Source organism: Streptomyces sp. NPDC002520 (assembly GCF_053595235.1).
This window is the reverse complement of sequence record NZ_JBSFXG010000067.1, coordinates 1-26,664: the sequence shown is the minus strand read 5'-3', so window position 1 is coordinate 26,664 and position 26,664 is coordinate 1. Positions and strand designations below refer to the sequence as shown.

The following is a 26,664-nucleotide window of genomic DNA, read 5'->3' as shown; positions in this document are numbered from 1 at the left end:
TGCTCGAAGACGGTCATGTTGCGGCCGATCTCACCCAGGCCGCCCAGGGCGATGACCCGCAGCCCCCCTTCAGGCAGGGGAGGGGCGGCTTTCAGTTCGGGATGGGGATGACTCATGCCCTGACGGTACCCGGAGAGCGGGACAGGGTGATCCATTGCCTGTGTGATCTCCTTTTCCCGACGGAGCGGGACACTCGCAGTGGGTGCCTCAGCACGATCGGATCACGATGGCGGCCGGAACAGAACGGGTCGATGCCGATGCACGCTTCGGTGCCGCCGAACACGCGGACGCGGTGTACGTCGTAGACGGCGAGGTAGGCCAGGGCGCCGCCGCGTCCATAGGTGTGGTTGACCCGCATCGCCCGGGCCTGGCGGGGGGCGAGGGTGGGGTGGCAGCGGCAGCAGGCCTGGATGGAGGTCTGGCTTGAGGGTGTCCCGCGTCAGCCAGCGGCGCAGAGTGGAGGCCGACAGGAAAGGCGCGATGCCGCGCTCGACCGCAGCCGGGCCGCCATCGTGAGTGCTGGTCCTGACTCCGGTCGACTTCCACGGCCCTGGTGGGCCTGATCGCCTTGACGCTGCTCGTCATCTACCTGGTGGCGAACCGTTGAGAGGGCGAGAAGACGGACCGATGAGACGCGACGCGAGCCCGACCAGCGAGGCGGGGGCCTTGCTGGTTCGGGCTCGCGGAGTTCAGCGTGTGGAGACCAGGGTGCGGTAGTGCTGATGGCGGCCGCCCAGACCGAGCATCGCGACGCCCATGAGCTCTCCCTGCCGGTGGTATCCGACGGCGACGTCCCCAGTCAGGTCCCCTTCGACCACCCGGACGTCGTCGCCCAGCCCGACCGCTCCGAACGACTGGATGCGTACGTCGTACTGGTCGCTCCAGAACGAGGGGACGGGCTGGAAGACCGACGTGTCGGGCTCCCTGTCGGCGAGGTGGTCCGCCAGAGATCGACCTGCCCTCTTCGCCGTGTCGGTCACCATGGTCCAGTGCTCGACCCGGCGCGGTACGTCGTCGTAGAGGGGATTGGGGAAGCGCGCTACGTCGCCGCAAGCGACCACGTGTGGGTGCCCCTCGACACGCAGGTGGTTGTCGCACAGTACCCCGTCCGTGAGGTCGAGGCCGTTGCCCGCGAGCCATGCCACGTTGGGTACGGTGCCGACCGCTTCGATCACCACGTCCGCCGGCAGGACGGTGCCGTCGGCGAGTTCGACCGAGGTTACGCGCTCCTGGCCACCGAACCGCACCGGTACGTTCCCCAGGTGGAAGCGCACGCCTTGCTCCTCGTGACGCCTGCGCAGCTCGGCGCCGAGGAGGCCGCCCAGCGGGCGCTCGAGGGGCACCTCCTCAGGGCCCACGACATGGACCGCGGCGCCCAGGCCGCGGCCGGTGGCGGCGATCTCGCACCCGATGAAACCGGCACCGATGACCACCAGCCGGGTGCCGTTGCCGAGGCATTCCCGCAGCGCGATGACGTCGCCCAGGGTGCGGACGACGTGCCGTCCCTGTGTGGGGCCGGGTAGGGAGAGGCGGCGTGGGCTGACGCCGGTGGCGACGACCAGCCCGTCCCAGTCGAGTTCCTGTCCGTTGTCCAGCGTGACGGTGCGTGCGGTGATGTCCGCGACAACCGCACGCTCGGCAAGGCGCCAGACGACGTCCTCGACGACGCGGGGCTGCCTGAGGCCCAGACGTTCCAGGCCCGCCGGCTCGCTCAATGCCCCTTTGGACAGCGGCGGACGGTTGTACGGCGGCTGCGACTCGTCACCGATGATGACGATCTCGCCGGCGAATCCTGATTTGCGGAGCGATTCCGCGGCGCGCAGTCCCCCCAGCGATGCGCCGACGACGACGCACCGCTTGGTGCTCGGTGACATGGCCGCCTCACCCCTCGATCTCGATGGCCTGGAGCGGGCAGAGGTCGGCCGCCTCCTCCAGCTCGTCACGGGCCGACTCGTCGAACTCGCTGGAGATGTATTCGCGTTCGGCGTCCTTGCGGAAAGCCAGCTTCCCGTTCTCGTCCATCCGGAACGCGGATGAGGCGTAGGCGCACTGGCCGTGGTCCTGGCACACCTTCAGATCTATGACGAAACGCATGAGCGGTCTCCATGAAGCGGTTGTGTGTGAATTCAGTTGCTGGTGACGGCCGGGGCCGGCTGCCTGAGGAGCCACAGCAGGGCGCACAGGGGAAGGGCGAGCGGGAGGTATCCGTAGCCCGATCCGAAGCCCGACCAGACGCTCGCGTCGGGGAAGAACTCGGGAGCCGCCAGGCTGAAGGTGCCGACGCCGATGACCCCGGCCAGCTCGACCCCGCACAGAAGCAGGGCCCATCGGCGTGCGCGGCCGCTCCGGTCGGCGGCCCGGAGGGTCACCAGGCCACCGATATAGATCACGGCGGCGAGAGCCGACAGTGTGTAGGCGAGGGGAGCCCGTGACATCTGGGTGGCGAGCTGGACGCCGCTCCGGCCGGTCGCCGCGAGGGCGAAGACCGCGTAGAGCGCGGTCAGCGCCTCGGCGAGGTCGAGACGGGTGCGGCGCGGAGAACGGTCACGCATGTGCGACTCCGGAGGTCGCCTGGAGCCGCAGGGCCACCACCGCGGCGGCGGCGCAGGCGACGCCCTCCGCGAAGCCCGGCGCGGACTGCCGGTCTCGCCGCACTGCCATGAACAGGGGCAGCAGGATGACCGAGGCAACGAGGTAGGACAGATGCGTCGCCAGGTCCGCGGGCCGGCGGCCGGTCGCCAGGCTCACCCCGTCGAGCACCGCCTGCAGGACGAGTCCGGCCTGCAGCACCCACAGGGCCGCCCTGCCGGCCTGTGAGCCCTTTGCTGGACCGTCGGCGGAGCCGCTTCCGTGCCGCACCGTCCGGGCGGCCAACCAGAGGGCCAGGCCGAACGCGTAGATCACGATGGTGATGGCGAGTGACGCTCTCATGCCGGTACCGGACTCTCCTGCTCCTGCTGCTGCCGTCGCTGGCGGCGCAGGCGCTGCTTACGCCGCCGTGAGATCCAGGTAGCCGTCCCGGTCACCGCCAGCAACAGCGGCGTCAGGCCGAACAGGGCCCATACGATCCGCCACCAGCCGTTGACGTACCAGCCGAAGTGGCTTGTGTAGACGGCCTGTTCGTAGAAGGTGTTGGATGCGGTCGAGCCCTTGCCGTCCCACACCACCTTGACGTGACTGGCGTCGTGGCGGTCCACGTAGACCCAGCCGTTGCCGGCCAACATGGTCTCGCTGTACGGGTCGTTGCCGGGCTGGGAGATCTCGAAGAGGTACGCGGCGGCCGGATCGCCGGGGGCCGGGAGGGTGTTGTTGTGGATCGTGCCCGGCACCGTGGCGACCGCCGCGGCGGCGGCCTTGTCCACACCGATGTCCGGAGTGCCCGCCTTGACCGGGCGGCTTGCGAAGTCCCAGTTCTGGGACTTGAGTTCGGAGGGATTTCCGGCGGTGACGGCCAGCCATGTCTTCTGCACCGAGGGGAACTTGACCGCAGCTCCGGTCAGCCCCCACATCAGCAGAAAGGGAATGGCCACCATGCCGACGACCTTGTGGAGTTCACGGTTGCGGACATAGCTGCTCTTGCCTCGGCGGACCCGGAAACTGGACGCGATCCGCTTGATGCCGGGCCACCACAGGAAGACACCGGAGACGGCCAGAAGCAACAGGAACAGCCCGGCAAAGCCAACCAGGAACGATCCGTACGTCACCCCTTCCAGCGCATCGATACCGAGCGTGGGAACGTTCTTGCCGAGCAGGGGAACGTAACCGGGATACGACGGATTCGACAGACCGTAGGCGTGCAGGTTCTCCACGAACCCCTGGAACCCGCCGTAGTAGTGCCCCGAACCGGTGATGTGTCCTGTCCCCGGGTCGACCGCGTACACCTTGTTCAGGTGCGAGTCGGTGACCAGGAACATCCCCTTGTCAGGGATGACGTTCCCTGCGACGAAGTCCGGATGCGCCGAGTGCACGCGTTCCAGCGCCTCGCCGGCCGATATCGGGTGCGCGGTGTGGGTAGGCCGGTAAAGGTTCGAATTCGCGGCACGGAAGAGTTCAGCGCCCCACAGCAAGGGGACACCGCAGGTCATGACCGTCAGCAGAACGACACCGATGACGAGTGTCGCCCACCGGTGGATGGCGGTGACGTACCGTCTGATCGATTCTGGACGGCGGGGACCCCGCTTACGATCCATCGTCAATTGCCCTTCGCTATGAGGCGGAGTGGGGATAACGCGGTCTGGTCGTAAGGGAGTTGACCGACCGGCACAACGAGCGACCGCGTCGGCGAACAGCGCCGACGGTCTGTGCGCACGCGTCCGGGGGCCGGTTTTGGGGCACTCGGGCAACACGCGGCAGGCGTGACCTCGCCCGTCTCGTGGGTGGTGAGAACGCGGTCAGATTACGGGGAGAATCCATTCATGCACACCACTCGTGCCTGAATATTTTCGTTCTCCTTGTTCGACGAGCTACGGCCGCCCACAGGTCACGCTCCCGGCGCCGCAGTCACCCTCACCCTCATCACCCAGTCGAGCCGTATGCCGGCCTCGGGAAAACCGGTACGGCCGCTGGCGCTGAGAACGGTCATGTTTCGATCGGCGCGAGGGCGCTGACGCGCAGGGTGTTGCCCTGCCCGCGACGTCGGTCACGCCCTGGTCGAGCGCGGCGCGTTCGACGGGTTCCAGTTCGTTGGCGCGTATGAAGTCGGCGGCCTTGCCCGGCATGTCGAGGGTGACCGGCGGCTTGGGGCCGGGCCGTCCTCGTCGGCGACGGTGCGGCGCACAGTCCAGTGTGGGTCAGCTCGCGCTGGAGTTCACTGGCGACGGCGAGGGCCTGCACCATGAACTTCTCACCGTTGACAGCAGCTCGCGGGACTTCGGGCGCTGGAGCGAGTGGAGGTGGCTGGAGGTCCCTGGGCCCTACTCGAAGAGGCGGGTCTTCGACCTCGGCCTCGTCCAGGACGAGGTTCTGCCGGACGGTCGACCGCTGGTCGGGCGAGACCCGCTTGTTGACCAAAGATTCGAGCCGCCGCGAACCCCCGATTGGGGGGATCATTGGGCGGACCGGTCGCCTGTCGGCCAACGATCGTTTGGCGACAGGCGACAGGCGACAGGCGACAGGCGACAGGCGACAGGCGACAGGCGCGTGGGGTCATGCGTCGTGGAGTTCGGCCTGGACACGGCGGGAGGGGCGGAAGGCGTAGAGATCGAGGATGTCGGGCGGGTCGCTGACGCCTGGCCCACCGTTCTCCACCCAGGCGGTGATGTCGGAGACGGCGTCGGGGTCGTTGACCAGTCCGAGCCAGACGGGGCGCCCGCCCGCCTTACGTCCCTCGGCGGAGGGTTGGACGACGATGACGTTGGCGCGTTCGCAGGCGTCGAGGCAGTCGGTGACCCGTACGGTTCCCGTTTTGGCGAGGGACTGACGCAGCTCGGCGAACTGGGCCGCGTGGTCCAGGCCGGGGACTTTTGGGGTGCCGCAGCAGCAGCCGCGGCAGACGGTGACGGTGGGTCGCGCCGCCCCCGAGGTGGGGGCGGCGGCTCGACGGGTGCGTTTGCTCATACCGCGTCCTTGGTGAGACGGGGCCAAGCGGCCTCACGCAGCAGGCGTAGCCCGTTGAGGCCGACGATGACGGTGGAGCCCTCGTGCCCGGCGACGCCGAGGGGCAGGGGCAGGGTGCCGATCAGGTCCCACGCGACCAGGACGGTGATGAACGCCCCGGCGATGACCAGGTTCTGGGCGACGAAGCGGCGTGCCGTGCGGGAGAGCCGGACGATCGAGGGGATGGTGGCGAGTTCGTCGCGGACGACGACGGCGTCGGCGGTCTCGAGAGCGAGGTCGGAGCCGGCCTTGCCCATGGCGATCCCGGAGTGCGCGGCGGCCAGGGCGGGGGCGTCGTTGACGCCGTCGCCGACCACCAGCACACGGCGTCCCTCGGCCTCCCACTCCTTGACGGCCGCCACCTTGTCCTGGGGGAGGAATCCGGCGCGGACGTCGGTGATGCCGACCTCGGCGGCCAGGCGCTCGGCCGCCCGCTCGTTGTCGCCGGTCAGCAAGATCGGGGGGCGGCCGGTCAGGCGGGTGAGGGCGGCGACGGTGGCCGCCGCGTCGGGACGCAGCCGGTCCGCGATGCCGAGTACGCCCACCGGGGTGCCGTCCCGCAGGACCACGACGGCGGTGCGGCCGGCGTCCTCCAATGTGGCAACCACCACCTGGTACGCGGCATGGTCGGCGCCGTTCAGCAGGCGGGAAGGCGAGCCGACGGTGATGCTGCGGCCGTCGATGGTGGCGGTGACGCCCTGCCCGGGAGTGGAGGTGAAGTTGTCGCCGTCGGCCAGGGGCAGGTTCTTCTCACGTGCGGCGGCGACCACGGCGCGGGCCAGGGGATGCTCGCTGGGGTGCTCGGCGGCGGCAGCCAGCGCGAGGAGGCCGCTCTCGTCAAGACCGCTTCCCGCCAGTGGCCGCAGGTCGGTGACGCGGGGGGTGCCCTCGGTGAGGGTGCCGGTCTTGTCCAGGGCGACGGTGTCGATCTGGCCCAGGCGTTCCATGACGACGGCGGACTTGGCGAGGACGCCGCGGCGTCCGGCGTTGGCGATCGCGGACAGCAGCGGCGGCATGGTGGAGAGCACCACCGCGCATGGCGAGGCCACGATCATGAACGTCATCGACCGCAGCAAGGAGGACTGGAGCGTGGCGCCGAAGGCGAGGGGGATCGCGAAGACGGCGAGGGTCGCGATGACCATGCCGATCGAGTAGCGCTGCTCGATCTTCTCGATGAAGAGCTGGGTGGGGGCCTTGGTCTCGGACGCTTTCTCGACCATCTTCACGATCCGGGCGATCACCGAGTCCGAGGGGTCCCGCTCGACACGCACGCGCAGGGCGCCGGTGCCGTTGACGGTGCCCGCGAACACCTCGTCCCCGACCTGCTTGGCGACGGGGAGGGGCTCGCCGGTGATGGTGGCCTGGTCGACGTCGCTCGCGCCGTCGACCACCTGCCCGTCGGCGCCCGCCCGCTCACCGGGCCGCACCAGGATCATGTCGCCGACCTTGAGGTCGGTGGTGTCGACCGTCTCGTCGCCGCCGTCCGGCAGGAGCCGGGTCGCCGTGGTCGGAGCGAGGTCGAGCAGCCCACGCACCGAGTCCGCGGTGCGGGCCGTGGCGACGGCCTCCAAAGCGCCGGACGTGGCGAAGATGACGATCAGCAGGGCGCCGTCGAGGACCTGCCCGATGGCGGCGGCGCCGAGCGCCGCGACGACCATCAGCAGATCCACGTCCAAGGTCTTGTCCTTCAGGGCCTTGAGGCCCCCCCAGCCCGGCTCCCATCCACCCGTGATGTAGGTGGCGGCGAACAGCACGCCCCACAGCCATACCGGGCCGTCCAGCAGGTAGACGGGCAGTGCGAGGAGGAACAGCACCAGGGAGGCGAGTGCCCAGCGGGCCTCGGCCAGCGCCAGGACCCGCGTCCGGCGCGGCGGTGGCGCCGGACGGGGCCCGGCAAATGTCGGCGCGGGTCGCTGATCCAGGACAGAAAACATGACAAAACAACCCTTCACGGGCGGACGGAGCAACACGGCCACCGTACAGGAATATGTGAACAGGTCTTCATTTGTGTTCGCTATGATGGGCTCATGGGCCATGGACTCGATGCACGTAGCAGCGCCACCACCCGCGAGCGTCTCGATGCTGTCGGGACCGCCGACGTCGCCGCGACCCTCCAGGCCCTCGCCACACCCTCACGGCTGCACATCCTGGCCCGCCTCCAGGAAGGGCCCTGTGCGGTGAGCGACCTCGCCGACGCCGTCGGCATGGAAGCCTCCGCCTGCTCCCACCAGCTCCGCCTGCTACGCAACCTCGGACTGGTCACCGGCGAGCGCCACGGCCGTTCGATCGTCTACGCGCTCTACGACAACCATGTCGCCGAACTCCTCGACCAGGCGCTATACCACGTCGAACACCTCCGCCTCGGCGTGCGCGACACAGCAGCACCCGAGGCCGCCCCGGCCACCGCCGGACGATAGGCGGCCGGTGACTCGGGCCACCGGGTGTTCGGACCGGCAGGTGTTCGGACCGGCGCCGATGTGTGGCGCTACGACTTCCTTGGGAACACATGGCAACAGTCGGTGCGAAGTACCCGAATTGATCGGTGAGGGGATGCTATGCGACAGCCTTTGGGATGGGGCTGGTGAAGCCCGGCTCAGCCCGGAAGGGGGCGCTCTGCCATTCAGAGTCCGCTCCGCCCGCGCAGGTCGATGACCCGTTCGTGAAGGAGCTGCACCGGCTGAAGGAGCGCACCGGACTCAGCCTTGCGGCCCTGGCCGCACGCACCCCCTACAGCAAGTCCGCCTGGCACCGCTATCTCCACGGCATCCAGCGGCCCCCTCGTTCGGCCGTGGCGGAACTGGCCCAGCTCGCGGGCGTCGACCCCGCATCCGTACTGGCCCTGCGCAAGGAGGCCGACGACGCACCGGCTGCGGGCGCGCCACCGGGCGCGGCCTCCACGGTGCGACCCACCCGCTCCAGGGTGCTGCTCTCGGCATTTGCTCTGGTCGTCACGGCTGCCGCGCTGGGCGCGATCCTTGTCCTGGCCGATCGTTCCGGTGGCCCGGACAAGCACCCAGGGGTGGACTCCCCGTGCCGGGACAGGGCCTGTGAGGGACAGTTGCCCGACGTCTACGACTGCGACGGCGATGCGCAGACCAAGAGTCACGTCCATGCGGGCTCGTACGTCGTGCGGCTGGAGTACTCCCCGTCCTGCCGCACCGCTTGGGCCGAGGTCCAGGCCCGGACATCGGCCGCTCGCGTCATATCCGTCCGTTCGGGGAGCGATGTGCTGTCCGAGACGTATCCGGGCGGCGGTTCCGGTGGCTGGGCCAGCCCGATGCTCGCCGTTGCGGCACTTCAAGGAGTGGAAGCCTGCGCCGAGGTGAAGCGCAGACTGGCGTGCACCGGCCTGGACGCGCAATCACCACCGGGGCGTTGAGCGGTCCCCTCGCCACCGGCTCCATTCGGGACCAGCGACTGGGCGCAAGCGCGAACTGCGCACAAGGAGTGCATGGCCTGCCCGTCATCGCGCACCGCGCCGGCCCGAGGATGCGGGACTCCCCTCTCCTCCCGGGCGGCTGTCAGTAGTGGGCCGGCATAGCCATCGTTCTCACCGTCGCCGGCCCCTCGGCGCTGGCCGCCTACGAGGCCGTGGACCGGTTGCTCCACCGCGCGACATCAGCCACTTGTGGGCGGTGGCGCTGGCCGCGGTGGTCGGGTTCATCGGCAACGAGCGGGTGGCCCGCTACCGTATCCGCACCGGCCGCAGGGTCGGCTCCGCCGCCCTGGTCGCCGACGGCCTGCATCCCGTACCGACGGCTTCACCTGCCTCGCTGTCCTGCTCGGCGCCGGTGGCGCCGCCCTCGGCTGGCGGGCCGCCGACCCGATCGTCGGCCTGCTGATCACCGCCGCCATCCTGATGGCCCTCAAGGACGCCACCCACGCGGTCTACCGACGCCTGATGGGCTCCGTCGATTCGGCCCTGGTCGACGCCGCGGAGACCGCACTGCGCGACATCGGCGGGGTGCGCGGCGTCGGGCAGGTGCGCATGCGCTGGATCGGCCACACCCTGCGGGCTAAGGCCGACATCGTGGTCGACCCGTAGCTGACCGTGGTCCAGGCCCACGAACTCGCCGTCGCCGCCGAGCACGCTCTCATCCACGCCGTACAGCGGCTGACCGCCACCACCGTCCACACCGACCACACCCCCCACGGCGCCGACCCGCACCAGGCGCTGGCCCACCAAGGCACCCAAGGATCGGCCGGGCTGGGCGGAGCCGCCGCCCCGGCCTGACGCCAGTACCGACCGTGCCCGCTCTCACATGACTCCCTCGACTCGCCGCGACAGAAGGTAATCTGACGCACACTCTGAGTGTGCTCATACCGGCCCTGATGGCCGCTGACCGAGCGGTGCGCGGCCTTCCACGCGGCGATCACCGGCTCGATCAGCGCCCACGGCTCGTCAGACAGGTCGGTCTTGTAGGCGGACCATGCGCAGCACACCCGGCCGCGCGGCAGCCGGGTCAACTCGCCGGGCTGGTCAGGATGCAGTGCGGATAATCGTTGTCCGGATCGCCGACGGGGACCCAGAGCTTCAGGGCCTTGCCCTGCCTCAAGGCGGCGTAGGCCTCGGGCCGCCGCTCACCCTTTTCGGGGTGAGCGACGTCGAAGGAGTGAGCGGCGTCAAAGGTCACACCGACGAAGCTTTGCTTCTTGTTGGAGCCTTGCTCCCAGGTGCCTGTTCCGGACCAGGTCAAACTGTCGTACCAGCGGACGGCGATGCAGACCTTATCGGCGATGAACGTCCCGTCCTGCTTCAGCGTGAGGGTGCCGCCGTCGGCATCGGTCCACGTGGTCGCGAGTTCGGCTGGTTTCAGCACGACCGGTTCGCCGTCGGGCGGCGGCATGACCGTGAACCTGCCGCAGGCCGTGAGAATAAAGGCCATGGCGAGCAAGACCAGCGCAGTACGACAGCAACGCAACACACTCCACCCCTAACGGGTTCCGCAGGCCGCGTGCGAGACCAGTGGACTCAAGAACCCGCGCCGTACCCTGGCACGGAGTTTGAACATGTTCAAGTCTCAGTCGTCGGCGGCCACTCTTCACGAGGCGTCAGGCGATACGGCAGCGAAGTACGGCAACCTCAGCGGCCGATCGCGGTCGGGCCGCGAACAGTCCATGGAGCACTTCTTCGCGAACCGCTTCCCGGCCCGGCGCACGCGACGGTCCATGCCATCACCACTTGGCGCGACGGGCACCGCGACAGGTTGCTGACCACCCAGGGCGGCGAACAGCCGCCCGCCGCTACACCACTCCCGCGGACGTGACCATGCGAATGTGCCGCAAGCTGGACGGCAAGGCGGCTGCGGCTAAAACCCATGGGGGCTCCTCAAATTCGGACGAGCCGGGCAAACGCCGGGGCCCTGGCCGGCACCCCAGCCAGCGAAGAGCCCACAGAAGTCTCGGCGAGGGGCTGCGTGAGACGCCGGTGGTGGGTATTCCGCGGCCTGACTGGGTGGCGTAGCCGTTGGTTTTGCCACCCAGTCAGACCGCGAATTCACTCGGCGCTGTCTGCGGCAGTCAGGTCCTGGCCGTCTCCGCCGCCACCGTCGCCGGACTATCCGCCGCCAATGGTGATGTTGCCAGCAGCGTTGTCGTCGCCCTGAACATGGTTGTCGCTGCTATTGGTGACGCCGCCGGGCTGTCCGCCGCCAGTGGTGATGTCCCCAACGTCGTTGCGGTTGCCGCGAACTTCGTTGTCGCTGCTATTGGTGACGTTGCCGGGCTGGACGCCGCCGGACTGTCGGCCGTTGGGGTCGGGTTCGCCGGGCAGGACTTTGTTGGGCTGAACTTTGAGGTTGCCGACACTGTTGTTGTTGCCGGTAACGGTGTTGGTGCTGTTATTGGTGATGTTGTTGATGGTGCTGCCACCACCGCCACCGCCACCGCCATCGCCGCCACCGCCATCGCCGCCACCGCCACCGTCACGGCCGGCGTGGCAGTGCCGGCCCTGGTGGTCGTGGTTGTGGCACCACTTGTGGTTGCCGGGCGCGGCTGCAGCCTTGGTCACGACGTCGGCGTGCGCCGCTGCCGGGGCGGCGAATGCGCTGGTGGGCAGCAGCGCGCCTCCCGCAGCCAGGGCGGTTGAGACGGCAAGCATCAGAAGACGCCGCGTCTTTGAGCTGTTGCTCATGGGAATTCTCCTCCGGTGAGATAAGGGTGAAGCGGCTGTCGAAGCGGCCCTGGCGGTTCACGGGCCTTTCGGTAGTGGGACACATGTCCCGTAATGCGCACCGCCAGGGCTGTTCCTGATGATGCGGTGGCGACCTGCAGGCGGTCGCAAGCGGCCCTGGACGCCTGGCCCTCGTGTGCGGCGAGGCCGGGTACTCGGTGAGCGTGTCGAGCCGGGCGCGGACGACGTGCACAGGGCTGGTGCCGGGGTGGAGGCCGTGTTGGATCACACTCATGGCCGATCACCCCCGGCCTCGTTCGCGTCATGGAGGTGGGTCAGGAAACGCCGGTAACAGGCCGGGCAGCGACGCTCTCCGGCGTGCCAGCCGTGCTGCATGCAGAACTCGGGATCGCTCGCCTTCTCGGCGAAGGGGTAGCCGTCGTTGGCGAGCCCTTGGAGGAAGTCATCGATGGTGATGTTCATGGTCTGCCCCGAGATAACTCAAAGTGACCGGAGAGGGCGTGTCCTCGGTGCGTAGGGCGCGTCGAGGCCGCATGGGGCCAGGCAGGGATAGGAGGCGACCAGACCTGGCCAGTGGTTACTGACTGTGAAGAACGGGCGGGTCGGGTATATGTCCGTAAACCCGTTTACTGGGAAAACCCGCCTCATTGCCGTGAAGAGCTTGGGTCGGAAGGGTTGTTCAAAAATCCGTAGTCCGAGGTTGTCGCCTTGTCATGAGAGTCTTTGAATAGCCCTCAGGATTGTTGATGCACGCCCCAGTTGCCGCCACTGGCAAACGCGTGAAGGCTGCGGCTGCGAGGGATCCTGCAGCCGGTACGCGAGTTGCGAGGACGCGACGAGCTTGGTGCGTCATCATCGGTCTTCTTGTGTGGTGAGCCGCGAGTGGGAATCCGAGGCCCTGGAACTCTTTGACCGGACCAGCGTGCACCTCCGGCAGCAGGCGGCACATCGGGTGCACACCCCAAGTTCCACCCCGGCAAACCCCACGTCCCGCGCCCGCACACCCCACGTCCCGCCTCGTGCATCCCACCCGTACCCGCTCCACCCCCATCGCCCGGCCTGTCGTGATCGGTTCTTGGTCTTTGCGCCGGCCCGGCCCCGGAGGGAAACTGGTTGTAATGGACCTGCTGGAGCGAGAGGCCGTACTTCAGGACCTCGCCGGTCACCTGCAGGCGGCCGCGGGCGGCCCTGGACGGGTGGCCCTTGTCCGCGGCGAGGCCGGCATCGGCAAGACCACCGTCGTCCACCGTCTGGCCAAGCTGGCAGATCCCCGCATCCGGGTCCTGGTCGGCGCCTGTGACCCACTGGCCACGCCCCGCCCCTTGGGCCCGCTGATGGACCTGGCCCCCCGCCTCGGCGAGGCGGTGCGCACCGCCCTCACCGGGACGGCCGGCGGCGGCCGTCCCGGTGAACTCTTCGACTGCCTGCTGGCCGATCTGAGCGGCCATCCCAGCCTGCTGGTCGTCGAGGACGTCCACTGGGCTGATGAGGCCACCATGGACCTGCTGCGTTACCTGGCTCGGCGCCTGCCGGCCGCTCCGGCGCTGATGGTGGTTACCTACCGCGACGATGAGATCGGCCGCACTCACCCCTTGGCCGCACTCCTGGGCACTCTGGCCGGCTATCGGTGGGTGTACCGCTACACCCTGGCCCCCTTGAGCCGCCGGGCCGTGGCCCGGCTGGCCACCGGACACACGATCGATGCCGAGCAGCTGTACCGCGTCTCCGCCGGTAACCCGTTCATCGTCACCGAGATCCTGGCCAGCCCTGCCGAGAGCATCCCGGCCACGGTGCGCGAGGCTGTCGCCGGGCGCCTGGTGGACCTGTCGGCCCCAGCGCGCACGGCCACCGACGTGCTGGCCGTCCTGGGGCACCGGGCCTCGCTGACGCTGCTGGCCGGCATCCTGCCGGACGCGGACGGAGCACTTGAGGAGGCCGTGTCCTGCGGAATCCTGCGTACCGACGGGCAGACGATCGAGTTCCGCCACGAGCTGGCCCGGCTGGCGGTGCTGGAGGCCGTCCCGGCCCCTCGCCGCCTGCGGGTACACCAGCAGGTGCTGGCGGCGATGCGCTCCGGTCCGGTCGCTGCGGATGATCTGGCACTGCTGGCTGATCATGCCGAGGCAACCAGGGATCCGACCGCTGTGTTGGAGTACGCCCCGAGAGCGGCGGCCCATGCTGCCGCGTTGGGCGCTTACCGGGAGGCAGCCGCCCAGTACGCCCGGGCCCTGCGGTACGCCGACCGCTTGCCTCCCGACCAGCATGCCTCCCTGCTGGAGGGCCACTCGCAGGCCTGGCTCCTGGCCAGCCGGCTGGAGGAGGGGATCGCTTCTCGCCGCGCGGCGGTGGAGCTGCGCCGCGCGCTGGGCGACCGGCTGCGCGAGGGGGAGGATCTGCGCTGGCTGTCCTACGTGCTCTGGCCGGCCGGGCGGGCAGCCGAGGCCATGCCGACCGGCCTGGATGCTGTGCGAGTGCTCGAAGGGTTGGGGCCAAGCCGGGAGCTTGCCGGGGCGTACCTGAACCTCTGCCAGCTCTCCGTCTACGACCACCAGGCAGTGGCGGTGGCCTCTGCCTACGCGGACAAGGCCATCGCCCTGGGTGAGCGTTTCGGCGACGCGGGCGTGGTCGTCCAGGCACGCTTCCACGCAGCCGGGGCACGACTGATGTGCGAAGGGGCCGGCTGGGACGACTGCGAACAGGCCGTGTCCAGCGCGATGGCGCAGGACCTGCAGGTGGACGCCGGATTCCTGGCACTCATCATGTGCATGCTCGCCGTGCAGCAGCGTGACGGCGCCCGGACCACCGCTGCCGTGAGGCGGGCCGAGGCCTATTGCCTCGATCGAGACCTGCTGTCCTACCTGCTGTGCACGAGAGCCTGGAGTAGCTGGGGGCTGCTGAACCGGGGCTTGTGGACCCAGGCCACCGATACCGCACGGGAGGTCCTGTCCCATCCCGGCCCGTCGCCGGTCGCCGCCCGGGCTCTGGCATTGACCGTCCTGGTCCTGGTGCGGGCCCGCCGGGGCGAGCCCCAGGTGTGGCCGCTCCTGGAGCAGGCGGCGAGCCTGGTCGATGAGAAGTGCCTGCTGAATACGGGCCTGGGGTGGGAGGCTCGGGTCGAGGCGGCCTGGCTGGCCGGTGATGACGAGCGGGTGCAGGCAGAGGCGCAATACGGCCTGGCCGCATTGGCAGACTGTACCCATCCCTGGCTGTCCGGGGCCCTGGCCTGCTGGATCCGTCGCGCCGGAGGCACACCCCCGCACGTGCCGGCGGCCACACCCCATGCACTGGAACTGGCCGGGGACTGGGCCGGCGCCGCAGCACGGTGGGAGGAGCTCGACTGCCCCTACGACGCCGCCCTGGCCCGCCTGGCCGGGGACGCATCTGCGCTGCGCCAGGCGCTGGCCGGATTCGAGGCCCTCGGCGCCCGGCCGGCTGTAGCACGTACTCGTGCAGTGATGCGTACCCGCGGTGTGCGCCCGGTCTCGTGCGGCCCGCGGGCGGCCACCCGGGCCAACCCGTACGGCTTGACCAACCGGGAGCTGGACGTGTTCAAGCTGCTGCGTGAGGGCCTGTCGGATGCCGAAATCGCCACCCGGCTGTACATCGCCCCCAAGACCGCCGGGCATCACGTGGGCGCGGTGCTGGCCAAACTCGGCGTCCACACCCGCCACGAAGCCGCCCGCAAATTCGACCTCCCCGTGCGCCAGTAGGCCACTGGAACTGGACCCCGACGTCGACGAGGACGAGGAGGAGGTCCGCCCCGAATTCAAGCCGGACGACGGTTCGTGGCCGTACGACGGCGCACTGCCGGTGCTGGCGAGGTTCGAGACGGACGACGAAGGACGGACGGGGAGTGACGGCTCGGCCCTAAAGCCCGGCCCGCCTGAGCGCCATGTGCAGCAGCAGCCGGTCATCGTGATCGCCGCGGTGGCTGCCCGAGCCGTGCGAGTACACGATGACGGGCAGGCGGTGGCCCGTACGGTGCACGGGCGCGCCCACCTGCCCGGCCGTGAGCGGGCCGAGGGCGGGGTCGAGGGGGAAGCCGGCGTCCGCCAGGAACGCCCGCAACGCGCCCTCGGTCATCCAAGGGGCACGCGGCAGACCCTCCGCCCTGCGGGCGGGGTACCAAACGCTGGCCATCAACTCGCGGTCATGCTCCGGGCCGGCCACGGGATCCGGACGTGAGGTGTCGACGAGGTGGCGCGGCATCATGCCCACCGGGTGTGGTCCGGTGGGCGGAGGCAGGGTGACTTGCACCGGGCTGGAGGCGGTCGGAGCCGCCCACGCGCGGGATGCGACGCCGAGCGGCACGGCAGTCCCGATTCCAGTGGTCAGCGCTGCCCCGAGCATGCGACGGCGCGTCATTGGTATTCAGTTGTTGGACGCCGTGACGGTCATGGATCCTCCCGAGTCTGGCTTTCGTGGTCGGAACCGGGCTCGCAGCCCGTGGCGCTGGGTGTGGGGCGGCATCGTCATGGCCTCGCGTCAGGTCCTCGACGTCGCTCCGCCGAGGCGGCTGCTTTCGGGCCGATCCTGATGTGGACGATGCCGCTGTCGAGGTCGACCGGCCCGCGGCAGGGGTCGCCCTCGCCCTCGTCGTCGCGCACCCATTCCAGACGCTGGCGCTCCTCCTGAACGTGGCGGGCGCTCGGAAGGAAGACCTCTTCGAGGATGTTCACCGCAGGACACTGCCTTGATCGGGCCGAGGCTCCCGACGCCGACCAGCGGGATGGCCTGAAGGGATGTGCATCGTCAAGGCTCCTGGCCATGGATTCAGGGACAACCGTTGTCGTGTTGCGAGGAGCTCCATCAGCCCCGGACGCCGTTTGGAGGGATGTCCGGGACCGTAGCGGGGAGTTGGCGCGTCAGCCGTTGCGGGCGGCCCCTGGGCCGGTGATGCGTTTGAGCAGAGGGAGAGTCGAGGCGATGATGCCCAGCGAGGCGACGAGGCCGAGGGCGACGAGCGCGTAGTACGCCACGCCCGGCGACACAAGGTCGTAGTGCATCTGCGATTTCAAGAACAGGGCGGAGGCGGCGAAGGCCGTACCGATCGAGATCGCGGCCATCGCCAGCAGCGGCAGCGTGCTCTCCAGGCCGATCACCCGCTGCAGCAACCGCAGCGGCGCGCCGGTGAGCCGCAGCAACGCGAACGGGCGTCGCCGATCCGACAGGCCCGCGACGACGCTCACCGCCAGGCTGCAGCCTGCTATCGGCAGGGTGGTCAGCAGCACCACGTTGGCCAGTTGCCGCCAGCCGGCCAGCTCTTGCTGCAAGTCGGTGCCCCAGTCGCCCACCGTGCGGGCCTGTTGGTGCGGGTAGGCGGTGGTGAGCGAGGTCCGTACGCGTTCCATGGCGGCTGTCGACCCGTCGGTGGCCACATAGACCATCTGCACGGGCAGCTTTGCGACGGCTGAGGTGCTGATCGCGGCGGCGGGCCATGGCAAACTCGGGTGCGACTGCAGGCTGACGAACGCGTGGAAGTCGACGGCCGTGACACTCGCCCCGGCCGGGCAGCGGCCCACCATGGGAGTCTGCGCCAGGTCGGAGCAGGTCACCAGTGCCGGCGTGCCCGGGGGCGGATCACCCGGGTGGACTCTCCGGTGCACCACCTTGCCGACGCCGTCGGGGTTGGCGTGGACGATCGCCACGCCCCGCACGCCCTGGATCGCCCGGACCTCGGTGAGCAGCCGTGTCGGGATGGCCCCGGCCAGCGGCGCCTCGCCGTCGCCGCCGACCTCCACCACGGTCCGGGTCTGCCGGTCGCCGCCCAGCGTGCCGCGGTGGTCGTTGATGGTGCCGATGATGCTGACTGTTGCTGTGGTCACGAACAGGGCCAGGACGAGGCCGCTGACCGCGCGGAAGCCGGCCTTCGGGTCGTCGGCAAGCCGGCGCACCGCGATCAGGGCGGCCGGGCGTCGGGTGCGCCGGGCCACCGCCCGGGCGACGATCATGGTCAGCCACGGCCCGGCGATCACCAGGCCCAGCATCACCACCACGAAGCCCGGGAGGTAGGCCGCCGTCTGGCCGTTACCGGTCGCCGGGCGGCGGCCGGCGAAGACGAAGTACGCCAGCTCAGCCAGGCCCGCCAGCAGCGGGATCAGCCGCCACGCGCGCGGCGGGCGCGGGGTCACCCGGCGGGTCACGCCGAGCGGGGAGACAGCCACCCGGCGCAGCGCGAGGCGCGCCGCGATCGCCGCCGCCACCGGCACGCCGACGACGACGCCGAGGGCCTGCGGGGTGCTGAGCGTCAAATCCGAAAGGAAGAACCGCTGCTGCCCGGTGAGCGGAATGGTGGCGACCAGCGGGCGCAGCGCGGCGTAGAGCCCGAAGCCGATCACCGTCCCGGCGACCGCCGCCAGCGCGGACTCCACCGCCGAGATCACCGACACCTGCCGGGGAGTGGCGCCGACCAGCCGCATCGCCGCGTACCGCTGCTCGCGCGTGGCGGCGGACAGGCGGGTCGCCGTGGCGATGAAGATCAGCACCGGGAAGATCAGTGCCCCGGCCACCACGGAGGAGACGAGCGTCAGCGCGTCGCCGCGCACGGCGTTGTCCCAGCACTCGTTGTCGCAGGTGGATGGCCGGCTACTGGCGATGGTGGTGACCGCTCTCGCCCCTGGTGCGCCCTTGACCTCGGCGGGGGTACGGCCAATGACGGCGATGAGCGAGTCCGGGGAGGCCAGAGCGGCGTCGCCGATCGTGCCGGTGAGACGCCCGGGGAAGCGGTCGCCCAGCTGGTCGGCCGGGGTGTCGCGGATCAGCTTGGCCAGCGCGGGAGAGGCGTAATACTCGCCCGGCGCAGGCAGGTGCGTCAGGCCGGGCGGGACGGGCGCGGTCGGCCCGGTCGCGGCGACGTCGACCTCGGTGAGGGATTTGCCGGCGTAGTAGTCGCCGTGCGGCCACCACCACAGCGGATCCACCGACGCCTGCTCGGTACGGCTCGCGGCGCCGGTGTCGAGCCACACCTGACGCTGGTTCGTCCGCTCGACGGCGTTCATGCTGGCGAAGGTCGACAGCAGCAGCCCGACACCGATGGCGACCGCGGCGGCGATCATGGCCAGCCGGGCGACCGCCTCCCGGCCGCCGCCGACCGCGAGGCGGAGCGCGAAGGCGATCACGAGGCTATCCGTCCGGTCGTGAGCAGGCTGGCCTTGCCGTCCCGCACGATGGCCTCCCGGTCGGCGTGCGCGGCGACCCGGGGCTCGTGGGTCACCAGGACGATGGTGGTGCCCTCCTCGTGGGCCGCGTCCACCATCAGGTCCATCACCTGCTCGCCGGTCAGCGAGTCCAGCGCCCCGGTCGGCTCGTCGGCGAACAGCACCTTGGGCCGGGCCACCAGACCGCGGGCCAGCGCCACCCGCTGCGCCTGACCACCCGACAACTCCCCGGAGCGGCGCCGCTCCAGGCCGTCCAGGCCCAGCCGGGCGAACCAGGGCCGGGCCTCGGCGAGCGCGGCCGCCCGGCGCATGCCGGAGAACAGCAGCGGCAGGGCGACGTTCTCCTCAGCGGTCAACTCGGGGACGAGCTGGCCGAACTGGAAGACGAAGCCGAAGGTGTCGCGTCGCAGGGCGCTGCGCTCGGCCTCGTTCAGGGTGTCGATGCGGCGTCCGTCGAAGTGCACCTCGCCCGAGTCGGGGGTGAGGATGCCGGCCAGGCAGTGCAGCAGGGTGGACTTGCCCGAGCCGCTCGGTCCCATCACGGCGAATACCTCGCCGGCCTCGATGGCCAGGCTGGCGCCGCGCAGGGCGGGGGTCTCGCCGAAGGAGAGGGTGAGGCCGCGGGCCTCGATCAGGGCGGTCATGTGCGCACCGCCGCTGCGAGCGTGTCCATCCGGGCCGTGGTCAGCTCGATCCATCGTAGGTCGGCCTCCAGATGGAACAGGCCGTGGTCGGCGAGCAGGGCGTCGATGATCGGGCCGGTCCGGCGCAGCTGGTGCAGCTCGTGCATCCGCTGCAGGTGGGCGGCCCGCTGAGTGTCGAGGTACTGCTGGGCGTCGCGGCCGAGCATCAGGGCCAGCACGACTTTGGTGAACAGCACGGTCTGCAGGTTGGGCTCGGGGGCGACCGGCTCGGTGAGCCAGGTCTCGAACTCCGTCGCCCCCGCCTCGGTGATCACGTAGCGCTTGCGCTCGGGGCCGACCCCGGGCTCCGCCTCGCCGGCAATGACCTTCCCGTCCCGCGCCAACCGACCAAGGGTTGTGTAGACCTGCCCGTACGGCAGCGGTTTGCCGCGGTTGAAGAAGGTGTCGTAGTCGCGCTTGAGGTCGTAGCCATGGCTCGACTCCCGCTCCAACAGCCCCAACAGGGTGAGAGGAACACTCATGCGAGGACCATACACCGGAGATATACTCCGAGTGTATATCTGCTGAGAGTTCACTCTGATCCTGGGGCCTCGTATCCGGTTGTCGGCCTGTCACCGCGACCAGGGTGTCGCCCTGTGCCGACTATCAGGGACGCTGGTTCAGAGCTTTGGCCGGCTCCCGGTTGGCGGCTCGCGTGACGGCGAGCGCGAGTCGGGTGGGGGTGTTCCTCCGCTGTCGGCTTCGCCCTTTCAGGCTGTAGCCGACGGCACGCGGTTTCGCCCGGCCCGGCCGGTGACCCGGCTGGAACGGGCGGCGCACGGTGCCGGTCCAGAGACCGCCGGGCGACCGCGCGAGTCTGCTAATGGTCTGCCGCTCAGGTCAGTTGATCTGGGCCGACGCCGACGCCGACGCCGACGCTGACGGCGGCGAGGCGTTCGGCATGCTCGGAATTGGCGCGCAGGGCGACCAGGGTCTCCTGCAGGCCGCAGGCCGGCGACCTCGCCGAGCCAGACTCGTTGACGGGCTTCGGCGATGCGCTCGGTCAGATTGACGTCCAGCTCACGTAGCAATGGCAGTCGGCTGGGCTCGGGACGCAGCATGGGGCAGCGGACGCAGGCGTGTTCATAGGCGCAGGGCTGCCTCAGGGGAGATCGGAAAAACCCGCTCGGCGTCGATCTTCGACGGCGTGACCTGCAGCAGCGGCATCACCCGGCCGTCCGGCTGGGTGTAGCGCAGGACTTCTGCGTGATCTGCTCGATGCGGTCGGAGACCCCGCAACCGGTCAAACATGTCGGCGCTGGTGGTGCGGCGCTCGTAGTCGCGCGCCAGGCGGCGGGTTCGTATCAGGTGGGCGAAGAACCGCTCGACGATCCACGGCTTGGGCAGCACCACGAACCCCTTCTGGTCGTCCCGAGTCACTCGACCTCGCCACCCGAATCGGCGCCGACCGATGCGTCACCCTGGTCCGCGAAGCGTTCTTGGCTGTCTCACGGCCTTGTCACCCATGATCAGTCTCAAATCCGTGGCATTTCCTCGCGAGGGCGAGGCCGAGATCAGGCGGCTTGTCCGAGTCGGCCGAGTACACCACGCTGAGCCCCGAGCACGAGGGCTACCGGCGAGCCCAGATCGCGCACCGATGAGTTTCCCGCGCCGCGCTGGTCTATACGCCGGACACCCACGGACGGAAGGCTGGGCCATGCGGAAACTGATCTACGGCATGAACCTGACCCTGGACGGCTACATCGCCGCGGCCGGCGACGACATCGGCTGGAGCGGACCGCCGAGCGACGAGCTGTTCCAGTGGTGGCTCGACCACGAGCAGGCGAGTGGCCTGTCGCTGTATGGGCGCAAGCTGTGGGAGACGATGAGCTCCTACTGGCCGACCGGCGACGAGCAGCCGGGCGCCACCCCGGCGGAGATCGAGTTCGCGCGGAACTGGCGGGACACGCCGAAGGTGGTGTTCTCCTCGACGATCGACAAGGTCGACTGGAACACCCGCCTGGTCACCGGCGACGCGATCGCCGAGATCACCCGGCTCAAGGCCGAGGACGGCGGCCCAATGAACATCGGCGGCGCAACGCTCGCCGGGGCGGCCATGCGCGCCGGGCTGATCGACGAGTACGCGATCGCCGCCCATCCGGTCCTGGTGGGCAGCGGCACGCCGTTCTTCACCGCGATGGACAGCTGGGTGAACCTGAACCTGGTGGAGACGCGGACGCTTCCCGGCGGCGTGGTCCTGACCAGGTACGAGACGAGGCGCTGAGCAGCAGCACCCACGGGCTTGTCCCGTCGCAGTTCATCTGGCAGATGGTGACCTGCTGGGATGCCATGTCATTTGAGAGCGCTGACCCTCGGCGTTCTCAAATGGCATGGCTTTCGCGGAAGCTCGCATGGTGAGGTGTCGCGGATTCGCGGCCGTGGCACTGAGGGAGATCACCGTGAGTGAGGCGGCAATGCTGAATTAGCTGGTGCGGCTGCCGGGCGATGCCGTTTCGCGGGCGTCGATGAGCTCGTCCAGATGTGCTTCTGCCCAGGCGCGTGCTGTATCCAGTAGGCCAAGGAGACTTCGGCCGAGCGAGGTCAGTTCGTACTGGACGTTCCGTGAACCTTCGCCTTGATCGTGGACACCTGGAGACTGGGACATGAGGTTCCGGAGGAAGTAGTGCCAGGTGGGAAGTAAAAGCAACCGCAGCAGGCGGTACAGGGAGGAGTTCAAACACGACGCGGTCGCGCTGGTGCACTCCTCCGGGAAGACCGTCACCGAGGTGGCCCGCCAGCTCGGGGTCAGCGCCGAGGGACTGCGCAACTGGGTCAAGCAGGATGCGATCGACCGTGGGCAGGGGGCTCCGGGAGAGCTGACGACGGTGGAGCGCGAGGAGCTGCGCCGGCTGCGGAGGCTGGCTGCCGAGCAGGCGGAGACGATCGAGGTGCTGCGAGAGCGGCGGTCTTCTTCGCGAAGGAGAGCGATCGATGAGCGATGTGTATGCGTTCATCGAGGCGGAGAAGACCACCCACAACGTTGCTCTGTTGTGCCGGCTTCTGAAGGTGGCCCGCTCCTCCTTCTACTCGTGGCTCGCCGGCGAGAAGGCTTGCTCGGCGAGGAAGGCCGCCGATGACGCCCTGGCCCACGAGATCACCGTGCTGCACCTCGCCTCCAAGGCCACCTACGGGGTGCCGCGCATCCACGTAGGGCTGCGCCGGCTCGGGCACCGTGTGAACCGCAAACGAGTCGAGCGCGTCATGCGCGAACACGCCATCAGCGGCGTCACACGGCGCAAGGGCCGCAGCCTGACCCGACCGGCCACAAGAGCGGTGCCTGCCCCGGACCTGGTCGGCCGCGACTTCACCTCGAGCGCGCCGGGGATGAAGCTGGTCGGCGACATCACCTACATCCCCACCGATGAGGGCCGGCTGTATCTGGCGACCTGGCTGGACCTCGCCACCCGCGAGATCGTTGGCTACTCGATGGCCGACCACCGCCGCGCATCCCTGGTCGTGGGGGGCCGGACGCTGTGCTCCGCACTACCGGGCCCAGCGGTCGGGGGCTGGGGTGCGCGATCGTAGGCGCTCGCCCTGCGGCCCGAACATGATCAGGTATTCGACCGGTCCGCCGGCTCCGGCGTTCGCGACTCCGTGGGCGGTGCGGGTGTCGAACTCGGCCACGTCCCCGGCGCTCAGGACGAGGTCCTGCTCGCCGAGCGCCAGCCACAGCCGCCCGTACAGGACGCACAGCCATTCGTACCCGTCATGAGAGACCTGCCGCGGCCGCGCCGGCGGCGAGTCGATGGCGGGCAGGATGTGCTTGTGGGCGTGCAGGCCCCCGACGTACCGGGTCAGCGGTAGCACGGCCTTGTCGTTGCCGGAACGCTGCGGCACCGGGGTGCGCGGTCCGGCCGCCGCGGCGGGTGCGGTGCCGGCCAGCTCGTCCAGGGAGAGGTCGTACGCCTTCGCGAGCTGCAGCAGCACCTCCAGGGTCGGCTTGCGCCGGCCGGTCTCGATCCGCGACAGCGTGCTCAGCGAGATGCCGGTCGCGCGGCTGACGCCGGTGAGTGTGGCGCCGCGCTGCTCGCGCGCGGTCCGCAGCCGGGGGCCCATGGCCGCCAGCGTTTCGGCTATGCCGTCGTCCGTCACCGTCGCCCCGCTCTCTCCGGCCGTGCCGCCTCCACCGCCCTGTCCTGCCAGTTTGCCAGGATGGCAAGAGTGCTCGCGTCGCGCGGCCGCCGGACCGCATGATCGGTGGGTAACCGCGGCCGCCCGTGAACCGAGGAGAAGCGATGCACCAGCCCGCGCCGTCCGCCGATCTGCGCCACCGCACCATCGAGGCACCCGCCGGGCGCCTGCACCTGGTCGAGCAGGGCACCGGACCGCTGGTCCTGCTCGTCCACGGCTTCCCCGAGTCCTGGTACTCCTGGCGCCGCCAACTCCCGGCCCTCGCGGCGGCGGGGTACCGGGCCGTGGCGCTCGACGTGCGCGGCTACGGCCGCTCCTCCAAACCGGCCGCGACGGACGCCTACCGGATGCTCGACCTGGTGGAGGACAACGTCGCCCTGGTGCGCGCCCTGGGCGAGGAGAGGGCGGTGGTCGTCGGGCACGACTGGGGCTCCAGCATCGCGGCGGCCTCCGCCCTGCTCCACCCCGAGGTCTTCCGCGCCGTCGGGCTGCTGAGCGTCCCCTACGCGCCGCCCGGCGGCCCCCGCCCCACCGACGTCTTCGCGCAGATGGGCGGCGACCAGGAGTTCTACGTCTCGTACTTCCAGGAGCCCGGCCGGGCCGAAGCAGAGATGGAGCCCGACCTCCGGGGCTGGCTGGCGGGCTTCTACGCGGCCATGTCCGCCGACACCATGCCCGCCCAGGGCGAGCCCGACCCGCACTTTGTGGCCCACGCCGGCGGCCGGCTGCGCGACCGCTTCCCCGGCGGCAAGCTGCCCGCCTGGCTGACCGAGGACGACCTCGACGTGTACGCCGGGGAGTTCGAGCGCACCGGCATGACCGGGGCCCTCAACCGCTACCGCAACATGGACCGCGACTGGGAGGACCTCGCCCGGTACGGCGGAGCCCCGATCAAGCAGCCGTCCCTGTTCATCGGCGGCGCCCTGGACGCTTCCACGACCTGGATGGCCGACGCGATCGACGCTTACCCAACCACCCTCCCCGGCCTGGCCTCCACCCACATCCTGGACGGCTGCGGGCACTGGATCCAGCAGGAGCGTCCCGAGGAGGTCAACCGCCTGCTGACCGCCTGGCTCGCCTCCCTTCAGGACTGAATCGGCGGGTGTGCCGGCCGGCCTCCGTCGCAAGAGAACCCCGGTCGGCACACCCGAGGGCAGCGCCCGAACCTCACGCCCGCTCAGCGCCGCGCGTCTCCCGGCGCGAGCAGGCTGGTCACCTCGGCGATGGCCTCCGCCGACCGTTGCCACGGTGGACGGCTGCCGCCCGCCGATCCGGCCAAAGGGAGGACCTGGCTGCCCAGGCCCGGCTGGCCCCGGGTCGGCTGCGACCTGGAGCGCCTAGGCTGTCACCGCTAGGGAAGGGCGGTGCCATGGATGCTGACTCCCGGACCAGGGCCGCGGTCGAGGAGCATTGGCGGGCCTCGGAACGAGGGGACATCGAAGCCGAGCACGCCATCTACGCCACGGACGCGATCCTGGACTACCCGCAGTCAGGCGAGCGTTTCCGGGGCCGAGCGGCGATCTCGGCGCAACGCGGCGGGCACCCGGCCGACCGACACTTCACCGTCCAGCGGATCACTGGCCATGTGAATCTGTGGGTGAGCGAATGCCTCATCACCTACGACGGTGTGCCTTCGTACTCGGTGAGCATCATGGAATTCGCTGACCAGCACGTGGTGCACGAGACGCAGTACTTCGCCGACCCCTTCGGCGCGCCGGACTGGCGGGCCGCGCTCGCGGAGCCGATGCCGGGCCGGACCATCGCCGGAGCCTGATTCCTGGCCTTGCTCGGGTCAGCCGGGTGACGAGCGGTCGCGGATCCTCGGCAGCGCCGGTACCCGTCGGACATGACGGACGGGGAGTGGGCTGAGGTCCGGCCGCTGCTGCCGGTGCCGGGCTGGATGCGCGGGCGAGGCGGCCGGCCGGAAGGGTATTGCCACCGCGCGCTGCTGGACGCGGTCCGGTATCTCGTGGACAACGGGATCAAGTGGCGGGCGATGCCGGCCGACTTCCCGCAGTGGGACCGGGCGTATGCCTTCTTCCGCCGCTGGCGCGACCACGCCCTGGTCAAGGAGTTCCATGACCGGCTGCGCGCGCAGGTCCACGAGCGGCTGGGCCGGGACGCAGAGCCGACAGCGGGCGTGATCGACTCGCAGTCCGTCAAGGCGGACGCCGTCGTCGGCGCCGACCGCCGCGGCTTCGACGGCGGCACGAACATCAACGGGCGCAAGCGGCACGTCGTGGTCGACACCCTCGGCCTGCTGCTCGGCGTCATGGTCACCGCCGCGGATGTCGGCGACCGCACCGCCGCCCAGGTGCTGCTGCACCAAGTCGCCGATGCGCACCATCGCCTGGCCCTCGTCCGGGCCGACGGCGGCTATACCGGCAGCCTCGTCGAGCACTGCCTGGCCGCGTTCACCCTGGTCCTGGCGATCGTCAAACGCAGCGACGACCAGAAGGGGTTCGTGGTGCTGCCCAAGCGGTGGATCGTCGAGCGCCTCTTCGCCCACCTGATGCGAAGTCGCCGCCTGGCGCGGGACTTCGAACGCCGCACCACCAGCGCCGAGGCGATGATCTACTGGTCGATGACCCTGTTCATGACCCGCCGCCTGGCCCGCTCACCCCGCGGGCGGGCGTGAACCGGCCCGGTGCCGGCTCGGCCGGCCAGCCGCGCGCGACCAGACGTTTCGCCTTCGACCTCAGCGCCTCCACTCGCGCCGGAACCACGTCCATGCCGAACAAAGCGGCCATCTCCTGGCAGGTCATCGGCCCCTGCCCGAGCCGGGCATGGTCCGCGAGTGCGGTGAGGATGCGCTGGTAGTCCACCGGCAACGCCGACCACGCAAGCCCTTCAAGATGAAGGCCGAGCTCGGCCCGATGGACGGCGACGGCGACGGCGACGACAACGCCCGCGTCCTGCGCTACATGGCCAAGCTGACCATCAACCCCGCCATCGCCCACGGCCT

The 26,664-nt window shown here is 70.0% G+C and carries 25 protein-coding genes and 4 pseudogenes; 10 read left to right on the top strand and 19 right to left on the bottom strand.

Translation table 11 applies throughout. The features are described from left to right. Window positions 1–689 precede the first annotated feature (689 nt). The 7 genes from ACWD5D_RS43560 to ACWD5D_RS43530 form a co-directional block, all read right to left on the bottom strand. A complete protein-coding gene (locus ACWD5D_RS43560; RefSeq protein WP_451378311.1) occupies window positions 690–1,874 on the bottom strand; it encodes an NAD(P)/FAD-dependent oxidoreductase in 1,185 nt (394 codons plus the stop codon). 7 nt (window positions 1,875–1,881) lie between these two features. Beyond that, window positions 1,882–2,094 carry a ferredoxin gene (locus ACWD5D_RS43555; protein ID WP_451378310.1) on the bottom strand — a complete coding sequence of 71 codons (213 nt, stop codon included), beginning with the start codon at window positions 2,092–2,094 and terminating at the stop codon, window positions 1,882–1,884. Window positions 2,095–2,126: 32 nt separating this feature from the next. After that, entirely contained in the window at window positions 2,127–2,552 is a 426-nt protein-coding gene (locus ACWD5D_RS43550) for a hypothetical protein (RefSeq protein WP_451378309.1), read from the bottom strand. Further along, complete coding sequence (locus tag ACWD5D_RS43545; protein ID WP_451378308.1) at window positions 2,545–2,931, bottom strand: hypothetical protein; 387 nt, start codon at window positions 2,929–2,931, stop codon at window positions 2,545–2,547. The genes ACWD5D_RS43550 and ACWD5D_RS43545 overlap by 8 nt, the downstream gene beginning before the upstream one ends. Then, a complete protein-coding gene (locus tag ACWD5D_RS43540; protein ID WP_451378313.1) occupies window positions 2,928–4,190 on the bottom strand; it encodes a PepSY-associated TM helix domain-containing protein in 1,263 nt (420 codons plus the stop codon). The genes ACWD5D_RS43545 and ACWD5D_RS43540 overlap by 4 nt, the downstream gene beginning before the upstream one ends. 955 nt (window positions 4,191–5,145) lie before the next feature. Then, a complete protein-coding gene (locus tag ACWD5D_RS43535) occupies window positions 5,146–5,556 on the bottom strand; it encodes a (2Fe-2S) ferredoxin domain-containing protein (protein ID WP_451378307.1) in 411 nt (136 codons plus the stop codon). Next, entirely contained in the window at window positions 5,553–7,529 is a 1,977-nt protein-coding gene (locus ACWD5D_RS43530; protein ID WP_451378306.1) for a heavy metal translocating P-type ATPase, read from the bottom strand. Before ACWD5D_RS43530 ends, ACWD5D_RS43535 begins: the two co-directional genes overlap by 4 nt. 93 nt (window positions 7,530–7,622) lie before the next feature. Here ACWD5D_RS43530 and ACWD5D_RS43525 point away from each other — a divergent pair, with 93 nt between their 5' ends. From ACWD5D_RS43525 to ACWD5D_RS43515, 3 genes and pseudogenes are all read left to right on the top strand, one after another. Beyond that, window positions 7,623–8,012: an ArsR/SmtB family transcription factor gene (locus ACWD5D_RS43525; RefSeq protein WP_451378305.1), complete on the top strand. Its 390-nt coding sequence runs from the start codon at window positions 7,623–7,625 to the stop codon at window positions 8,010–8,012. Between the two features lie 242 nt (window positions 8,013–8,254). Continuing rightward, window positions 8,255–8,974, top strand: a complete 720-nt coding sequence (locus ACWD5D_RS43520) for a DUF2690 domain-containing protein (RefSeq protein WP_451378304.1) — start codon at window positions 8,255–8,257, stop codon at window positions 8,972–8,974. Window positions 8,975–9,126: 152 nt separating this feature from the next. Beyond that, window positions 9,127–9,829: pseudogene (locus tag ACWD5D_RS43515) on the top strand (cation diffusion facilitator family transporter); the annotation flags it as partial. 229 nt (window positions 9,830–10,058) lie between these two features. Here ACWD5D_RS43515 and ACWD5D_RS43510 read toward each other — a convergent pair. The 3 genes from ACWD5D_RS43510 to ACWD5D_RS43500 form a co-directional block, all read right to left on the bottom strand. Further along, complete coding sequence (locus ACWD5D_RS43510) at window positions 10,059–10,490, bottom strand: hypothetical protein (protein ID WP_451378303.1); 432 nt, start codon at window positions 10,488–10,490, stop codon at window positions 10,059–10,061. A gap of 662 nt (window positions 10,491–11,152) precedes the next feature. Continuing rightward, on the bottom strand, window positions 11,153–11,728 hold the full coding sequence (locus ACWD5D_RS43505) for a hypothetical protein (RefSeq protein ID WP_451378302.1): 576 nt from the start codon (window positions 11,726–11,728) through the stop codon (window positions 11,153–11,155). A 270-nt stretch (window positions 11,729–11,998) separates the two neighbouring features. After that, entirely contained in the window at window positions 11,999–12,190 is a 192-nt protein-coding gene (locus ACWD5D_RS43500) for a hypothetical protein (RefSeq protein WP_451378301.1), read from the bottom strand. 656 nt (window positions 12,191–12,846) lie between these two features. Here ACWD5D_RS43500 and ACWD5D_RS43495 point away from each other — a divergent pair. Then, the gene (locus ACWD5D_RS43495; protein WP_451378300.1) at window positions 12,847–15,438 is read left to right on the top strand and encodes an ATP-binding protein; all 2,592 of its coding nucleotides are present in this window, start codon (window positions 12,847–12,849) and stop codon (window positions 15,436–15,438) included. 157 nt (window positions 15,439–15,595) lie between these two features. Here the strand turns inward: ACWD5D_RS43495 and ACWD5D_RS43490 are convergent, their stop codons facing one another. The 6 genes and pseudogenes from ACWD5D_RS43490 to ACWD5D_RS43465 all read right to left on the bottom strand — a co-directional run. Beyond that, the gene (locus ACWD5D_RS43490) at window positions 15,596–15,868 is read right to left on the bottom strand and encodes a hypothetical protein (protein ID WP_451378299.1); all 273 of its coding nucleotides are present in this window, start codon (window positions 15,866–15,868) and stop codon (window positions 15,596–15,598) included. 332 nt (window positions 15,869–16,200) lie between these two features. Beyond that, the gene (locus tag ACWD5D_RS43485) at window positions 16,201–16,407 is read right to left on the bottom strand and encodes a DUF6191 domain-containing protein (protein ID WP_451378298.1); all 207 of its coding nucleotides are present in this window, start codon (window positions 16,405–16,407) and stop codon (window positions 16,201–16,203) included. A 186-nt stretch (window positions 16,408–16,593) separates the two neighbouring features. Then, complete coding sequence (locus ACWD5D_RS43480; protein ID WP_451378297.1) at window positions 16,594–18,846, bottom strand: FtsX-like permease family protein; 2,253 nt, start codon at window positions 18,844–18,846, stop codon at window positions 16,594–16,596. Then, entirely contained in the window at window positions 18,843–19,529 is a 687-nt protein-coding gene (locus ACWD5D_RS43475) for an ABC transporter ATP-binding protein (protein ID WP_451378296.1), read from the bottom strand. Before ACWD5D_RS43475 ends, ACWD5D_RS43480 begins: the two co-directional genes overlap by 4 nt. Beyond that, on the bottom strand, window positions 19,526–20,050 hold the full coding sequence (locus ACWD5D_RS43470) for a PadR family transcriptional regulator (protein ID WP_451378295.1): 525 nt from the start codon (window positions 20,048–20,050) through the stop codon (window positions 19,526–19,528). Before ACWD5D_RS43470 ends, ACWD5D_RS43475 begins: the two co-directional genes overlap by 4 nt. A gap of 789 nt (window positions 20,051–20,839) precedes the next feature. Continuing rightward, a pseudogene (locus tag ACWD5D_RS43465) lies at window positions 20,840–20,939 on the bottom strand (IS5 family transposase); the annotation flags it as partial. A 286-nt stretch (window positions 20,940–21,225) separates the two neighbouring features. Between ACWD5D_RS43465 and ACWD5D_RS43460 the strand changes: the two are divergent. Further along, complete coding sequence (locus ACWD5D_RS43460) at window positions 21,226–21,792, top strand: dihydrofolate reductase family protein (protein ID WP_451378294.1); 567 nt, start codon at window positions 21,226–21,228, stop codon at window positions 21,790–21,792. 198 nt (window positions 21,793–21,990) lie between these two features. On the opposite strand, the gene ACWD5D_RS43455 is transcribed toward ACWD5D_RS43460, so the two are convergent. After that, window positions 21,991–22,290, bottom strand: coding sequence for a hypothetical protein (locus ACWD5D_RS43455; RefSeq protein ID WP_451378293.1), 300 nt, complete (start codon window positions 22,288–22,290; stop codon window positions 21,991–21,993). Here ACWD5D_RS43455 and ACWD5D_RS43450 point away from each other — a divergent pair. Further along, a pseudogene (locus tag ACWD5D_RS43450) lies at window positions 22,265–22,372 on the top strand (transposase); the annotation flags it as partial. The gene ACWD5D_RS43455 and the pseudogene ACWD5D_RS43450 sit on opposite strands and share 26 nt — an antisense overlap. Window positions 22,373–22,430: 58 nt before the next feature. Then, on the top strand, window positions 22,431–23,093 hold the full coding sequence (locus ACWD5D_RS43445) for an IS3 family transposase (protein WP_451378312.1): 663 nt from the start codon (window positions 22,431–22,433) through the stop codon (window positions 23,091–23,093). Here ACWD5D_RS43445 and ACWD5D_RS43440 read toward each other — a convergent pair. Continuing rightward, complete coding sequence (locus ACWD5D_RS43440) at window positions 23,052–23,660, bottom strand: helix-turn-helix domain-containing protein (protein WP_451378292.1); 609 nt, start codon at window positions 23,658–23,660, stop codon at window positions 23,052–23,054. The genes ACWD5D_RS43445 and ACWD5D_RS43440 overlap by 42 nt on opposite strands. A gap of 143 nt (window positions 23,661–23,803) precedes the next feature. Between ACWD5D_RS43440 and ACWD5D_RS43435 the strand changes: the two genes are divergently transcribed. The 3 genes from ACWD5D_RS43435 to ACWD5D_RS43425 all read left to right on the top strand — a co-directional run bounded on the left by ACWD5D_RS43435 (window position 23,804) and on the right by ACWD5D_RS43425 (window position 26,337). Continuing rightward, window positions 23,804–24,793 carry an alpha/beta fold hydrolase gene (locus tag ACWD5D_RS43435; RefSeq protein WP_451378291.1) on the top strand — a complete coding sequence of 330 codons (990 nt, stop codon included), beginning with the start codon at window positions 23,804–23,806 and terminating at the stop codon, window positions 24,791–24,793. Window positions 24,794–25,068: 275 nt separating this feature from the next. Further along, complete coding sequence (locus tag ACWD5D_RS43430) at window positions 25,069–25,473, top strand: nuclear transport factor 2 family protein (RefSeq protein ID WP_451378290.1); 405 nt, start codon at window positions 25,069–25,071, stop codon at window positions 25,471–25,473. Window positions 25,474–25,545: 72 nt separating this feature from the next. Continuing rightward, on the top strand, window positions 25,546–26,337 hold the full coding sequence (locus ACWD5D_RS43425; protein ID WP_451378289.1) for an IS5 family transposase: 792 nt from the start codon (window positions 25,546–25,548) through the stop codon (window positions 26,335–26,337). On the opposite strand, the pseudogene ACWD5D_RS43420 reads toward ACWD5D_RS43425, so the two are convergent. Next, window positions 26,294–26,551: pseudogene (locus ACWD5D_RS43420) on the bottom strand (hypothetical protein); the annotation flags it as partial. The gene ACWD5D_RS43425 and the pseudogene ACWD5D_RS43420 sit on opposite strands and share 44 nt — an antisense overlap. Between the last annotated feature and the right edge of the window lie 113 nt (window positions 26,552–26,664).